Source organism: Arthrobacter sp. LjRoot78 (assembly GCF_964254335.1).
In the GTDB taxonomy this organism is placed as follows: domain Bacteria; phylum Actinomycetota; class Actinomycetes; order Actinomycetales; family Micrococcaceae; genus Arthrobacter.
In genome coordinates this window covers 200813-214038 of record NZ_CAXUTG020000001.1, presented here as the reverse complement: position 1 = coordinate 214038, position 13226 = coordinate 200813, and the positions used below count along the sequence as shown (strand labels likewise).

At 66.5% G+C, this 13226-nt stretch carries 11 protein-coding genes; 3 read left to right on the top strand and 8 right to left on the bottom strand.

The genetic code is table 11. The features are described 5' to 3' along the window. Positions 1 to 70: 70 nt before the first annotated feature. The 4 genes from ACSQ1X_RS01080 to lysS all read right to left on the bottom strand — a co-directional run bounded on the left by ACSQ1X_RS01080 (position 71) and on the right by lysS (position 5166). Positions 71 to 2563, bottom strand: coding sequence for an ATP-dependent Clp protease ATP-binding subunit (locus tag ACSQ1X_RS01080; protein ID WP_436056334.1), 2493 nt, complete (start codon positions 2561 to 2563; stop codon positions 71 to 73). Positions 2564 to 2956: 393 nt separating this feature from the next. After that, a complete protein-coding gene (locus tag ACSQ1X_RS01075) occupies positions 2957 to 3283 on the bottom strand; it encodes a histone-like nucleoid-structuring protein Lsr2 (RefSeq protein ID WP_436056333.1) in 327 nt (108 codons plus the stop codon). A gap of 136 nt (positions 3284 to 3419) precedes the next feature. Next, complete coding sequence (locus ACSQ1X_RS01070; protein WP_055801908.1) at positions 3420 to 3632, bottom strand: hypothetical protein; 213 nt, start codon at positions 3630 to 3632, stop codon at positions 3420 to 3422. 1 nt (position 3633) lies between these two features. Next, the gene (gene lysS, locus ACSQ1X_RS01065; protein ID WP_055801911.1) at positions 3634 to 5166 is read right to left on the bottom strand and encodes a lysine--tRNA ligase; all 1533 of its coding nucleotides are present in this window, start codon (positions 5164 to 5166) and stop codon (positions 3634 to 3636) included. Between the two features lie 102 nt (positions 5167 to 5268). Between lysS and ACSQ1X_RS01060 the strand changes: the two genes are divergently transcribed. The 3 genes from ACSQ1X_RS01060 to ACSQ1X_RS01050 all read left to right on the top strand — a co-directional run bounded on the left by ACSQ1X_RS01060 (position 5269) and on the right by ACSQ1X_RS01050 (position 7995). Beyond that, a complete protein-coding gene (locus ACSQ1X_RS01060) occupies positions 5269 to 6216 on the top strand; it encodes an alpha/beta fold hydrolase (protein ID WP_436056332.1) in 948 nt (315 codons plus the stop codon). Continuing rightward, on the top strand, positions 6213 to 7097 hold the full coding sequence (locus tag ACSQ1X_RS01055) for an alpha/beta fold hydrolase (protein ID WP_436056331.1): 885 nt from the start codon (positions 6213 to 6215) through the stop codon (positions 7095 to 7097). Before ACSQ1X_RS01060 ends, ACSQ1X_RS01055 begins: the two co-directional genes overlap by 4 nt. Before the next feature lie 61 nt (positions 7098 to 7158). After that, positions 7159 to 7995: an alpha/beta fold hydrolase gene (locus tag ACSQ1X_RS01050; RefSeq protein ID WP_436056330.1), complete on the top strand. Its 837-nt coding sequence runs from the start codon at positions 7159 to 7161 to the stop codon at positions 7993 to 7995. Positions 7996 to 8082: 87 nt separating this feature from the next. Here the strand turns inward: ACSQ1X_RS01050 and ACSQ1X_RS01045 are convergent, their stop codons facing one another. The 4 genes from ACSQ1X_RS01045 to ACSQ1X_RS01030 form a co-directional block, all read right to left on the bottom strand. Beyond that, positions 8083 to 9576, bottom strand: coding sequence for a DHA2 family efflux MFS transporter permease subunit (locus tag ACSQ1X_RS01045; protein ID WP_436056329.1), 1494 nt, complete (start codon positions 9574 to 9576; stop codon positions 8083 to 8085). 102 nt (positions 9577 to 9678) lie between these two features. Next, positions 9679 to 10608 (bottom strand): 4-phosphopantoate--beta-alanine ligase, encoded by a 930-nt coding sequence (locus tag ACSQ1X_RS01040; protein ID WP_436056328.1) that lies wholly within the window; start codon positions 10606 to 10608, stop codon positions 9679 to 9681. Between the two features lies 1 nt (position 10609). Then, the gene (locus ACSQ1X_RS01035) at positions 10610 to 11569 is read right to left on the bottom strand and encodes a Rossmann-like and DUF2520 domain-containing protein (RefSeq protein ID WP_436056327.1); all 960 of its coding nucleotides are present in this window, start codon (positions 11567 to 11569) and stop codon (positions 10610 to 10612) included. Next, a complete protein-coding gene (locus ACSQ1X_RS01030) occupies positions 11562 to 13223 on the bottom strand; it encodes a PH domain-containing protein (RefSeq protein ID WP_436056326.1) in 1662 nt (553 codons plus the stop codon). Before ACSQ1X_RS01030 ends, ACSQ1X_RS01035 begins: the two co-directional genes overlap by 8 nt. Positions 13224 to 13226: the final 3 nt, after the last annotated feature.

The window sequence follows — 13226 nt, the reverse complement described above, 5'->3', positions numbered from 1 at the left end:
GGCGGATCCGAGAGACAACGCAAAGGCCCGCCGACTCCTTTCGGGAGCTGACGGGCCTTGGCGGTAATGCTTAGACGCTCGGAGCGATTTCCGGGATGCGCGGCTTGGCGTTTCCTTCGAACGTGAACTTGGCGTCGTCGCCTTCGCCGTCCACATCCACCACCACGATGTCGCCCGCGTGGATCTCTCCGAAGAGGATCTTTTCGGACAGCTGGTCTTCGATCTCGCGCTGGATGGTGCGGCGCAGCGGCCGTGCACCCATGGCGGGATCGTAGCCGCGGGTGGCCAGGAGCACCTTGGCAGCCTTGGTGAGCTCGATGCCCATGTCCTTGTCCTTGAGGCGCTTTTCGAGGCGGCCGACGAACAGGTCCACGATCTCGATGATCTCGTCCTGGGTCAGCTGCGGGAACACCACAACGTCGTCAACACGGTTCAGGAACTCGGGGCGGAAGTGCTGCTTGAGCTCCTCGGTGACGCGGGCGCGCATCCGGTTGTAGCCGGTCTGCGTGTCCGTGCCGGACTGGAAGCCGGTGGCAACGCTCTTGGAAATGTCCCGCGTTCCAAGGTTGGTGGTCATGATGATCACGGTGTTCTTGAAGTCCACCACGCGGCCCTGGGAGTCGGTCAAGCGGCCGTCTTCCAGAATCTGCAGCAGTGAGTTGAAGAGGTCCGCGTGGGCCTTTTCCACTTCGTCGAACAGCACCACGGAGAACGGACGGCGGCGGACCTTTTCGGTCAGCTGTCCGCCTTCTTCGTAGCCGACGTAGCCCGGAGGGGCACCGAAGAGGCGCGACACCGTGTGCTTCTCGGAGTATTCGGACATGTCCAGCGTGATGAGGGCATCCTCTTCACCGAACAGGAATTCGGCGAGGGCCTTGGCGAGCTCGGTCTTGCCGACGCCGGTGGGCCCGGCGAAGATGAACGAACCGCCCGGACGCTTGGGGTCCTTCAGGCCAGCACGGGTGCGGCGGATTGCCTGGGACAGGGCCTTAATGGCCTCGTCCTGGCCGACGACGCGCTTGTGCAGTTCGCCTTCCATCTTCAGCAGGCGCGAGGACTCTTCCTCGGTCAGCTTGAAGACGGGAATGCCGGTGGAGTTCGCCAGCACCTCGGCGATGAGATCCTCATCCACCTCGGAGATGTCGTCCATGCCGCCGGTCTTCCAGTGGCGTTCCTTCTCGGCACGCTCGGCAATGAGCTTCTGCTCCTTGTCGCGCAGCGAGGCGGCACCTTCGAAGTCCTGCGCGTCAATCGCGGACTCCTTCTCCATCTTGAGTTCGGCGATGCGCTCGTCCATGGCCTTGAGCTCCGGCGGAGCGGTCATGCGGCGGATGCGCAGGCGTGCGCCGGCTTCATCAATGAGGTCGATGGCCTTGTCCGGCAGGAAGCGGTCCGAGATGTAGCGTTCGGACAGGTTGGCTGCCGAGGCGAGGGCGCCGTCGGTGATGGTCACGCGGTGGTGCGCCTCGTAGCGGTCGCGCAGGCCCTTGAGGATCTCGATCGCGTGCGCCACCGAAGGCTCCTTGACCTGGATCGGCTGGAAGCGGCGCTCAAGCGCTGCATCCTTCTCAATGTGCTTGCGGTATTCATCCAGCGTGGTGGCACCGATGGTCTGGAGCTCGCCTCGTGCCAGCATGGGCTTCAGGATGGACGCGGCATCGATGGCGCCTTCGGCGGCACCCGCACCCACCAGGGTGTGGATCTCGTCGATGAAGAGGATGATGTCGCCGCGGGTCCGGATCTCCTTGAGGACCTTCTTCAGGCGCTCTTCGAAGTCACCGCGGTAGCGGGAGCCTGCCACCAGGGACCCAAGGTCCAGGGTGTAGAGCTGCTTGTCTTTGATGGTCTCCGGGACGTCCCCGCGGACGATCGCCTGGGCGAGTCCTTCGACGACGGCGGTCTTGCCGACACCGGGTTCGCCGATGAGGACGGGGTTGTTCTTGGTGCGCCGGGAAAGGACCTGCATGACGCGTTCCATTTCCTGTTCGCGCCCGATGACCGGGTCCAGCTTGTTCTCGCGCGCAGCCTGGGTCAGGTTGCGGCCGAACTGGTCCAGGACCACGGAACCTGCAGGAGTTCCCTCCGGCTGGCCGGTGCCGACGCCTGCGCCGGTGGTCTCCTTGCCCTGGTAGCCCGAGAGCAGCTGGATCACCTGCTGGCGGACGCGGTTGAGGTCCGCTCCCAGCTTCACGAGCACCTGGGCAGCCACACCTTCACCCTCGCGGATGAGCCCCAGCAGGATGTGCTCCGTGCCGATGTAGTTATGGCCCAGCTGAAGGGCTTCGCGGAGCGAGAGCTCCAGCACCTTCTTGGCGCGCGGGGTGAAGGGGATGTGGCCGGACGGGGCCTGCTGGCCCTGGCCGATAATCTCCTGCACCTGCTCGCGTACGCCGTCGAGCGAAATGCTCAAGGACTCCAGAGCTTTGGCGGCAACGCCCTCACCCTCATGGATCAGACCCAAGAGGATGTGTTCGGTACCGATGTAATTGTGGTTCAGCATGCGTGCCTCTTCTTGGGCAAGCACAACTACGCGACGGGCACGGTCCGTAAATCGCTCAAACATTTCGCCACACTCCTAGCTACGACGTACTTTGATGCTACGTGGCAGACCCGGACTTGTGGAGCGTGTTCGCCACAGGGGAAACCCGGGGTCGTCCTCCCGGGTTGACAGCGCAGGTCATCAAGGCCGCAGGAGCCCCCGGACTCCGTGCCTATTGGCTTTGTTTTCAGTCCGGAATCCCGACACTTCCACGACTCCTATTGCAGCTCGGCCGCCCCGAACTTGAACGCGGAACTCGCCCCTGGCTTGCAACTGCCTTGTTCCCGGCCGCAATATCCCCGGAATAGCGGGTACCGCTTTACCCGAGCAGCTTCGCCGGCAGGCACTGGTATTCAAAAATCAATGCCCCCGCCGATTGGCAGGGGCATTGATTTTCCACGCAAAACTGCGGCAGTGCTAGGAATTTGCCTTCTGGTAGGCTTCCTGAATTTCAGCCTGGATGCGGCCGCGGCTGTTAACCGCGTAACCGTTCTCCCTGGCCCACTGGCGAATCTGTGCAGAGTCCTGGTTCCTGCCGCCTGAGACCTTGGTGCGGGTGGCGCGGCCGGTGGACGTCTTGCGGGCGCTTGAAACAAACCGACCCAAGGAGGAGCGGAGTTCTGCAGCATTGGCACCCGACAGGTCAATTTCGTAACTGACGCCGTCAAGGCCAAATCGGACAGTTTCGTCCGCGGTTCCCCCATCCAGATCATCGACAAGGATGATTTTTACTTTCTGTGCCATATAAATTCTCTCTTTTGGAAAGGACGGGTATGCAGAAAAGCAGGATGTATCTGTAAAAAGTATCCCCCGGTTTATGGCAACGCGTCAAAGCGCCAAAAGGTTCCTGTGAATGGTGGGCAGGAATATACAGGGAGTATTAGTTTGTGCCGTTCCCGTTGCCGGCATTCGTCCCGGTATTCGGCGCGCCATTGGGTCCGTGATTGGTTTCAGCCGCGCGGGCGTCCGCCTCGGCCTGGGCGCGCGCTTCTGCCTGGCGCTCCGACTTATCGGCGTTGAAGATCGACTTCATGGCGAACCAGAACAGCAACCCGACCACAAGGGACGGCAGGAGGACTGCAACGTACTCCACGTCAGTGCCCTTCGGGCTTCAGCAGCGGGAAGAGGATCGTCTCGCGGATGCCTGCGCCGGTGAACAGCATCACCAGGCGGTCGATGCCCAGCCCGATGCCGCCCATGGGCGGAGCGCCATACTCCAGCGCGCGGAGGAAATCCTCATCCAGCTGCATGGCCTCGACATCACCGGCCGCTGCGTGCATGGACTGTTCGGTGAGGCGCTCCCGCTGGATCACGGGGTCGATGAGCTCGGAGAAGGCCGTGCCGCGCTCCATGCCGCCGATGATGAGGTCCCAGGCCTCGATCAGGCGGTCGTCGTCGCGGTGCTGGCGTGCGAGCGGCTGCGCGGAGGGCGGGTAGTCGTACACGAAGGTGGGGTTCAGCAGCGTGGGTTCCACGATTTCGCCGAACAGTTCAACGGCCAGCTTTTCGGCATCCCACTTGGGATCCACCTTGACCTCGTGCTTGGCCGCAACAGCCCGCAGTTCCTCCACAGTGGTGTCCGGCGTGATTTCCTGGCCCACGGCGTCGGAAAGTCCGGGGTAGACAGCCAGCCACTTCCATTCCCCGTCGAGGTTGATCTCCCCCGCTTCGGTCTGGAGGGTGCGGCCCACACCGGCGGCGTCGGCGGCATCGAGGATGATCTCCTTGATGCGGTCCGCCATCACGAACTGGTCGGCCCAGGCTTCGTAGCATTCCAGCGTGGTGAATTCCGGGCTGTGCGTGGAGTCCACGCCTTCGTTGCGGAACACCCGTCCCATGTCGTAGACGCGGTCGATGCCGCCCACCACGGCGCGCTTGAGGTACAGCTCGGTGGCGATGCGGAGGGTCATCTTCTGGTCGAAGGCGTTCATGTGGGTCTCGAACGGCCGGGCCAGGGCGCCGCCGTGGACCAGCTGCAGCATCGGGGTTTCCACCTCGACGTAGTTGCGGCGGTGCAGGCTTTCCCGGATGGAGCGGGTGATCGCCGCGCGGGTGTACACCATTTCGCGGGCCTCGTCCCGGACCATCAGGTCCACGTAGCGCTGGCGGACGCGGGTTTCCTCGTTCAGGCCGGCGTGCAGCACCGGCAGCGGGCGCAGCGCCTTGGACGCCATGGACCACGAATCGGCCATCACGGACAGCTCGCCGCGGCGGGAGGAAATGACCTCGCCCTTGATGAAGACGTGGTCGCCCAGATCAACCAGGGCCTTCCATTCAGCCAGTGCTTCTTCGCCAACGTTGGCGAGGCTCAGCATGGCCTGGAGGCGGGTGCCCTTGCCGTCCGTGCCGCCTTCCTGGAGCGTGGCGAAGCACAGCTTGCCCGTGTTGCGGATGAAGACGATGCGGCCGGTGACGCCCACGGTGTCCCCGGTGGTCTCGTCGGCCTGGAGGTGCGCGTACTTCTCCCGGATTTCGCTCAGGGAATGCGTGCGTTCAACACCCACCGGGTAGGCCTCGACGCCGCGTTCAATCAGCTTGGCGCGCTTCTCCATGCGGATGCGCATCTGCTCGCTGGCGTCCGCCGGTTCGGCAGCATTGGTCGGGGTGGGGGTGTTTTGGGAAGTCACAATCCCTAAGTTTACCGGGAGTTCTCCGGCATGTTTTCCGACCACACTTCGATCCCCCCTCCCGCGGGAGCGCATCGAAGAGCGGGGCATAGACTCGGGGCTGTGGAAACTCGGACGATCAGGACGGACGACGGCGAAGGCCACCTTCAGGTGCACTCCTTCAGTCCTGCTCCCTCCACCGCACTTGCCGTCCCGGCACCTCCCGCAGCGGACGGCGCGGCGCAACCCGGCGTCGTCGTAATTCACGGAACCCTGGTGACCGACGCGCTGTACCGGCCGTTCGCGCTGAAGATCGCACGCCTGCTGCGGCGGCCGGTGCACACGTACAACCGCCGCGGCCGGGGAGGTTCCTCGGACCAGCGGGAAGACTATTCGGCCGCGACGGAGGTCAGCGACCTCCGTGCCGTCATGCGGGCAACCGGGGCCGCCGACGTCGTGGCCCACAGTTACGGCGGCTTCGTGGCACTGCAGGCCGCCAGGACGGAGCCCATCCGGCGGCTCGTGACCTACGACGCCGCGGTTTCCCTGTCCGGCAGCCTCAGCCGCCGGTGGCGGCCGGAACTGGAGCACTCCATGGCGGCCGGGCAGCTCGACCAGGCGTGGGCGCACCTTGTCCAGGGCCTGGAGACCGCCGGGCCGGTGTCGAAACTCCCGCTCGGGGCCCTGCGCATGCTCAGCATCCTGTCGGCCCGGACCCGCCTCGGCGCGGAAATGCGGCAACTGCTGCCCACCGCCGTCGTCGAAATGCGGGCGGTTCTCCAGGCCGACGCCGAACTTGGGGATTTCGCCGGCGTCACCACCCCCACCCTGATGCTGAGCGGCGGCTGGAGCCCGGCGTACTTCGCCGAAACAGGCCGGCAGCTCGCGGCGGCAGTCCCAGCGATCGACTTCGCCCTTGTACCCGGGCAGCTGCACGAAGGCCCGCTCCGTCCGGGGGCGCGACTGGCCCTCACCACCGCGCGGTTCCTGGCCGACGACGCCGGGCTGCGGCTCCCGCGCCTCCGCGCCGCCGGGATTCCCCTGGGTAACCGTTTTAGGATGGGCCGGTGAAGGAAACCCGCGCCCGTGAGGGAACAGCCAAACAGCAGGTCATCCCCACGCACGACGGCGGACGGCTGGCTGTGTACAGCTACGGAACCGTCGATGCCCCCGGCGAGCGCCGTGTGGTGGTGATCGGCGGAGCCTTCCTCACTGCATCGATCTACCGGCCGTTTTCCGAGGCACTGTCCAAGGGCCTCGGCGACGGCTGGGCGGTGGACGTCTATGACCGGCGCGGCCGCGGGGATTCCACGCCGCAGCCGGCGGACTACTCCATGGCCACCGAGATTGCCGACGTCCGGACCATCATGGATGCCACCGGCGCCCGCAACCTGTTCGGCCACAGCCTGGGCGGCTCCGTGGCGCTCAACGCGGTGCAGGAGTTCATCGGCACCGCCCACCAGCCGGACAAGCTTGCGGTCTATGACGCCGCAGTCAACATCGACGGCAGCGTGGATACCTCCTGGCTGGACGGTTTCGAACGCTCAGTCAACGAGGGAAACGTCCCGCACGCCCTGGCCAAGCTCAAGAAGGGCATGCAGCCAAACGCGGCGCTGGCCAGGATTCCGGAGCCGGTCCTCGCCGGGCTGATGGCGCTGGTATCGCGGACCAAGGTGAACCGTCTCTTCAAGGAGCTCATGCCCAGCGGGGTGGGCGAGCTGAAGGCGGTGTTCGACGAGGCCGACCACGTCCGCGACTTCTCCGTCCTACCGCCGAACACGCGTTTCATGGTGGGAGCCAAGAGCCCCCGGTACTACAAGGTAACGGCGGAACTGCTGCACCGTGCCGTGCCCGGCAGCGCCCTCCAGGTTTCACCCAAGTGCGTCCATGCCTCCATTCCCGCGGCCGTCAAGGAACTGGTTGAGGACATCTCCGCGTATTACAAGGGCTGACGCACTGCGTGCCGGGCCGAAGCTGCTGCGCGGTTCCGGCCGCCCCGGGTAGGCTCGGAACATGACGCGCGAGAACATCAAAACACCCGACGGCGGAACGCTGGAGCTTTACACCACGGGGGCCGAGCTGGCTTCGGCGGGCTCGGGCGTCGTCGTCGTTCAGGCTTCCATGGTCACCGCCGCGGACTACACGCGCTTTGCCCAGAAACTGAGTGCCTCGCTGGGCCGGCCAGTGCACACGTTCAACCGGCGCGGCCGGGGTGAATCGTCACCGCAGCCCGAGGATTACACCCTGGACGTGGACATCCGCGACCTGGATGCCGTGATGCGGCACACGTCCAGCACGGACGTCTTCGGCCACAGCTTCGGCGGCGCCGTGGCACTCCACGCCGCCCGCACGCTCCCGGTGGAACGGCTCGCAGTCTACGATCCCGCCGTCTCCGTCAACCACAGCGTGAAGGCTGACTGGATTGCCGAATACGAACGCGCCACCGCCGCCGGCGACGACGACCGCGCCCTCGCCGTGCTGGTCAGGGGACTCGAAACGGGAGGCGCCCTGTCCTCACGGATGCCGCTCTCGATGCTGACGTTGGCCAACAAGCTCATTGCCGGGACACCAATCGGCAAGCAGCAGCGCGAGCTGATGAAGACCGGGGTGCGGGAGATCAAGGCGATCATCGCGGCGGACATGCCGGCCGAGCCGTTCCTGGCCCTGCCGCTGGAGACCCTCATTATTGTGGGCGAAAAGAGCCCCGCCTACTTCGGCATCGCGTGCGGCCAGATCCACGACGTCCTGTCCGGGTCGAGCTACACCATCCTGCCCGGCTCCGGCCACGACGGCGTCAACCGCGCCCCGGACAAGCTGATCACCGAACTCAGCGAATTCTTCGCCGGCTGACCCCGGTTTCCCTGCGGCAAACGCGAACGGACACTTGAGGCCCTCGGAAAGGGGGCCTCAAGTGTCCGTTCGCGCTTGAAGGTTGAGCTAGTGCGCTGCCGGCACCGGGTGTTCCGCGCCGGCGGTCTTGCGCATCATGGCGGAAAGCACGACGGCGGCGACGGCGATGATTGCCGCAGTCAGGAACGCTGCGTGCATGCCCGCGACGATGCCCGATCCTGCGGACACGACCGCGTAGATCGACACCAGGAGCGCGGTTCCGGCGGCACCGGCAACCTGCTGCAGGGTGCTCATAATGGCTGAACCGTGCGAGTAGAGGTGCGGCGGCAGCGGGTTGAGTCCGGTGGTGAACGCAGGGGTGAACAGGAGCGCCAGGCCGAGGCTGAGGACCACGTGCAGCGTCACAATCCACCAGACGGCTGTTTCGGCATTCAGCATGGAGAACTGCCACAGGGACAGCACCATCATGACGGATCCTGTGACGGTCAGGGGAAGGGGGCCCACCTTGTCGAAAAGGCGGCCGATGAACGGGCCCAAGAGGCCCATGGCCAGGCCGCCGGGCAGGAGCGCCAGACCGGTCTCCAAGGACTTCAGCCCACGGATTTCCTGAAGGTACAGCGGGAGCAGGATGACGGCACCGAACAGGGCGATCATGGCCACCACCAGGAGCAGCACGGACACGGTGAACATGCGGAAGTTGAATGCGCGCAGGTCCAGCAGCGGGCCGTCGGATTTCTGCAGCTTCAGCTGGCGGAAGACGAACGCCGTCATGGCCACCAGGCCGATTGCCAGCGCAGCCAGGGCTGCCGTTCCTGGGCCGCTTTGCCCGCCGTGGCCACCGCCGACCTGGCTAAGCCCGTACACCAGGCCGCCGAAGGCAGGCACAGTCAGCAGCACAGACAGGATGTCCAGCCGGGTCTTCTCGGATTCGCCGATGTTGGTGAGGTAGCGGGCTCCAATGGCGAAGGCTGCCAGGGCGATCGGCAGCACGAACACGAACATGAAGCGCCACGTGAAGTGCTCGAGGATCAGCCCGGACACTGTGGGGCCCATGGCCGGGGCCACCGAAATGGCGATGCTCACGTTGCCCATGACGGCACCGCGCCGTTCGATGGGCACGAGCGTCAGGATGGTGGTCATCAGCAGCGGAAGCATGATGGCCGTGCCGCCGGCCTGCACGATGCGGGCCAGCAAGAGGACTTCGAATCCCGGAGCAAGCGCCGCCAGCAGGGTGCCGCCCGAAAACAGCCCCATGGCCAGCATGAAGACGGCCCTGGTGGACAGCCGCTGCAGGATGAATCCGGTGGTGGGGATGACCACGGCCATCGTGAGCATAAAGCCCGTGGACAGCCACTGCACCGTAGGGGCGTCGACGCCAAGGTCCACCATGAGCCGCTGGAGGGCGACGTTCATGATGGTCTCGTTGAGGATGACCACGAAGGTGGCAACCAGCAGGGTGACGATGATGGTGACGGACTCGCGGGACATCTTGACCGGGCCGGCCGCCGTTGCCGTCTCAGACGCTGGCGCGGCGGGGGCCACGGGGTCGCCGTGGGCGTTGGAAGAGACGTCTGTAGACATGGGGATTCCCTCAGGAAGATGTGAAGTGGTTTCCGGCGAGCTTCGTCGCTGCAGATTCCAACAGTGTATCCGCCGGGGTAATTCCCGTCATTGGAAAAAAGTTCAGGAGCTGAGGGGCACGTTGTCAATCAGCCGGACCGGGCCCACCTTCGCCGCGATGATGGCCAGGCCTTCGCCGCGGAACGGTGTCTCCTTGCAGTTCTCGGCCAGGGGTTCGAGCGTGTCCGGATCAACCACGTCGAAATAGTCCAGTCCCACCAGGGGCTGCGATTCCACCAGGGCCTGGGCGGATTCCAGGTCGAGCGGTTCGTGGGCGTTGGCCCGCTCTTCGAGGAGCCGCAGCGCCCGGGAGAGGACCAGGGCTGCGCCGCGTTCCCCCGCGGACAGGAACCTGTTCCGGCTGCTCAGGGCCAGGCCGTCAGCGGAACGGACGGTCGGCACGGCCACGATCTCCACGGGGAAGTTCAGGTCCGCCACCATGCGACGCACCAGCGCCAGCTGCTGGGCGTCCTTCTGGCCGAAGTAGGCGCGGTACGCGGGCAGGCCCGCGCCGGCGCCGGTCACGAACGCGCCTCCGCCGGGCAGCCCTGTCCCCGGGATCCCGTAGTGCAGCAGCTTGGCCACCACCGTGAGTGCGCCGTCGAAGTGGCCGGGGCGGGACGCGCCCTCCCATTTCTCGGCCAGCCGTCCTGCCGTCACGCGGACGAGGGGCTCGCCGCCGGGGTAGACCTCGTCCACGGACGGCGCGAACACCAGGTCCACGCCCTCGGCGTCCAGGAGTTCCATGTCCGCTTCAAGGGTCCGGGGGTACCGGTCCAGGTCCACGGCCTCGCCGAACTGCAGCGGATTGACGAAGATGCTGGCCACCACAACGTCGTTTTGTTCGACGGCGGTGCGCGCCAGCCTCGCGTGGCCTTCGTGCAGGGCACCCATCGTGGGAACGAGTCCCTGTGACGAACCCTGTTTCTCCGTCAGCAGCCGGGCGCTTTCGGCGCGCAGCTGCGCCGCCGTGGTCACGAGTTTGATCGCCAAGTCAGTTACCTCCAGTGGCCTGCGGCCCGTCGTTGTCCGGCCCGCTGTAGTCCGGTCCGTCGTCATCCAGACCGTCTACGCCGGCCAGTGCTTTCCGGATAGCGTCCAGCTGGTCCGGTTTCAGCAGCCCCCGGCTTCCGGCGCGGCGGGCGGTGGCCCGCGCCATGGCCAGGTATGCCTCGAGAATATCGCCGCCTGCACCGGCGTCGTGTTCGCGCAGGGCCTCCGCGTGCGCGGCAACCGTGCCGGCATCACCCCGGGCCACCGGCCCGGTCAGGGCGGCCTCGCCGGAGGCAAGCGCGTTCTCCAGCGTTGCCCGCAGCAGCGGACCCAGCATCCGTTCAGGGAATTCGACGCCCACCTCGCGCAGCAGCTGAGAGGCCTGGGCAACCAGGGTGACCATGTGGTTCGAGCCGTGCGCCAGGGCCGCGTGGTACTGGGCGCGGTCGCCCTCGGCAATGGCCACCGGTTCGGCACCCATCTCCACCACCAGGGCCTGCGCGATGGGCAGCATCGCGGCGTCCGCCGTGACTCCGAAGGTGCAGTCCAGCAGCCGGGTGAGGTCCAGGCTCATGCCGGTGAAGGTCATGGCGGGGTGCAGCGCGAGCGGGATGGCACCCGCGGTACGCACCGGATGCAGGATGCCAACGCCGAAGCGGCCGGAGGTGTGGGCCACGATTTGTCCGGGCTGCCAGGCGCCCAGCTTCGCAAGCCCCTGCACGAGGTCGCCCAGGGCATCGTCCGGAACGGCGAGCAGCACCAGCTCGGACCGTTCCACGATGTCCTGCACGTCGAGGACCGGCACGCCGGGCAGCAGGGTTTCGGCGCGTTCGCGGCTAGCGTCGGAGACGGCGGAAACCCCGACGACGGCGTGCTCGGCAGCGCGGAGTGCTGCACCGAGCACGGCTCCGACTTTGCCTGCACCGATGATTCCAATGCCGAGGCGTCCTGGCTTAGCCATGTTGCGGGCCTTCCTCGCGGGTTTGCAGGTCGACGGGTTCACGCCGGAGATCGGTTGTGTGGAGATACGGGATTTCGCTCCCCGGCCGCTCCCTGACCACCGGAGGCTCAGCCACCGTGGCCGGAGCGACCTGCGCGAGCCATTGCTCGCTGGTCTGGCGCTTGCGGGCTTCCCGTGCGCGGGCGGCCTGGGCATCGAACAGGGCCCGGGCTTCGTCCAGCCCGGCCTGGATGACCCGGGGCGACACCGGACCGGCCGTGGTGTGAAGGACCAGGTCCGCCACCCGGAAGCGCCTCGCCAGGGGTCCTTGGTGCAGGGCCATCGACTGCGTGCGCTGGTGCGGAACCACCACCAGCTCGCGCCACAGCCGGCCGGAACGGATGAGCAGCGCCGTGTCCGTGGCGGCGAAGCCGTTGCGGCGCCAGCCCATCGGAGCCAGCAGCCGCACGCGCTGCGGACTGGTGACGAAACCGCCGTCGGGCGCTCCGGTGGAAGACCCGGCCGCGGGAGCCTCCCCGGCGGGGACGCCTCCCTTGGAGACCGCTCCCCCGGGGGCGAGGCCGCTCAGGCCGGCACCAAAGACGCGGGCGGGGTCTGCTGTTCCGGGCTCGGGGAGCACCAGGGCGAGCATCCTCATAACGTCCGCCAGGACGCCCACGGGGAGAATCGTGGTGCGTGAGGCGGCTTCGCCGTTGCTGCCGGGGCCGCCGTAGCCGGCCACGTTCACCTGCATCCGGTACCAGCCGAAGATCCGCCACAGCGGCGGCTGCGTCACTTTCAGGGCCTGGATCCTGCCGGGCGGAAGGGTCTGCGCCTGGGTGTCCAGCAGCCCGTAACGGAGCCGGATGCCGTCGGGTGAAATGGCGGCGGTGAAGTTGTAGCCCTTGTTGAAGGACCCCCAATAGGCGGCGGCCAGGCCAAGGACGGCGGGGATCAGATAAAAGTAGAAGCTGCGGTTGTCGGTGATGGCTGAGAGCACCACGGACGCCACCGCGCCCAGCACCACGAAGAAACTCTGTTCACTCAGGAGCAGCGAACCGACAAGGCGCGACGGCGGGACGGCCAGGACGGGGTATTCCGGCGCCTCCGGCAGGGCTGCTTCGGGCCGCTCGGGGTCAGGCTCCAGCCCGGCCGCGCGGGCAAGGATGGTGGCCCGCAGCTGGCGGGCGTCGTCGATCCTGAGGTAGGCCAGGCGGACCGCCGATTCGCCGGCATCGGCCACCTCGAACTTGAGCTCGGCAAGGCCGAAGACCCGGGCCAGGAGGGGCTGCACGATGTCGATTGCCTGCACGCGGTCCAGTCTGGCCTGCCGCTGCTGCTTGAACAGGAAGCCCGTGTTCACCCGGACGTAGCCTTCGGCCACCTGGTAGCGGGTGAAGTACCAGGTCATGATGAACCCGAGTACGGACAGCAGCAGCACCAGGCCGCCGCCGGCGAGCAGGAACGGCACGCGCCCGGCATACATGTCATCCATCAGGGGCCGGCCCTGCAGGAGTCGCTCAAAGGTGTCGCGGCCGAAGAAAAAGCCGATGGCGGCCAGCGCCACCCAGCCCCGGATGAACGGCGACGCAGGATGCACGCGCAGCCACTCGCCGTCGGGCTTCCCGGAAACCTGCCCGGCCCCGTCAGTGGCCACGGGGCCTTCAGGGGTCACGGC

What these genes read in the sequence shown, in the direction of transcription:
- ACSQ1X_RS01080 (WP_436056334.1), bottom strand. Translation starts at nt 2,563, where the DNA reads ATGTTTGAGCGATTTACGGACCGTGCCCGTCGCGTAGTTGTGCTTGCC.
- ACSQ1X_RS01075 (WP_436056333.1), bottom strand. Translation starts at nt 3,283, where the DNA reads ATGGCACAGAAAGTAAAAATCATCCTTGTCGATGATCTGGATGGGGGA.
- ACSQ1X_RS01050 (WP_436056330.1), top strand. Translation starts at nt 7,159, where the DNA reads ATGACGCGCGAGAACATCAAAACACCCGACGGCGGAACGCTGGAGCTT.
- ACSQ1X_RS01045 (WP_436056329.1), bottom strand. Translation starts at nt 9,576, where the DNA reads ATGTCTACAGACGTCTCTTCCAACGCCCACGGCGACCCCGTGGCCCCC.
- ACSQ1X_RS01035 (WP_436056327.1), bottom strand. Translation starts at nt 11,569, where the DNA reads ATGGCTAAGCCAGGACGCCTCGGCATTGGAATCATCGGTGCAGGCAAA.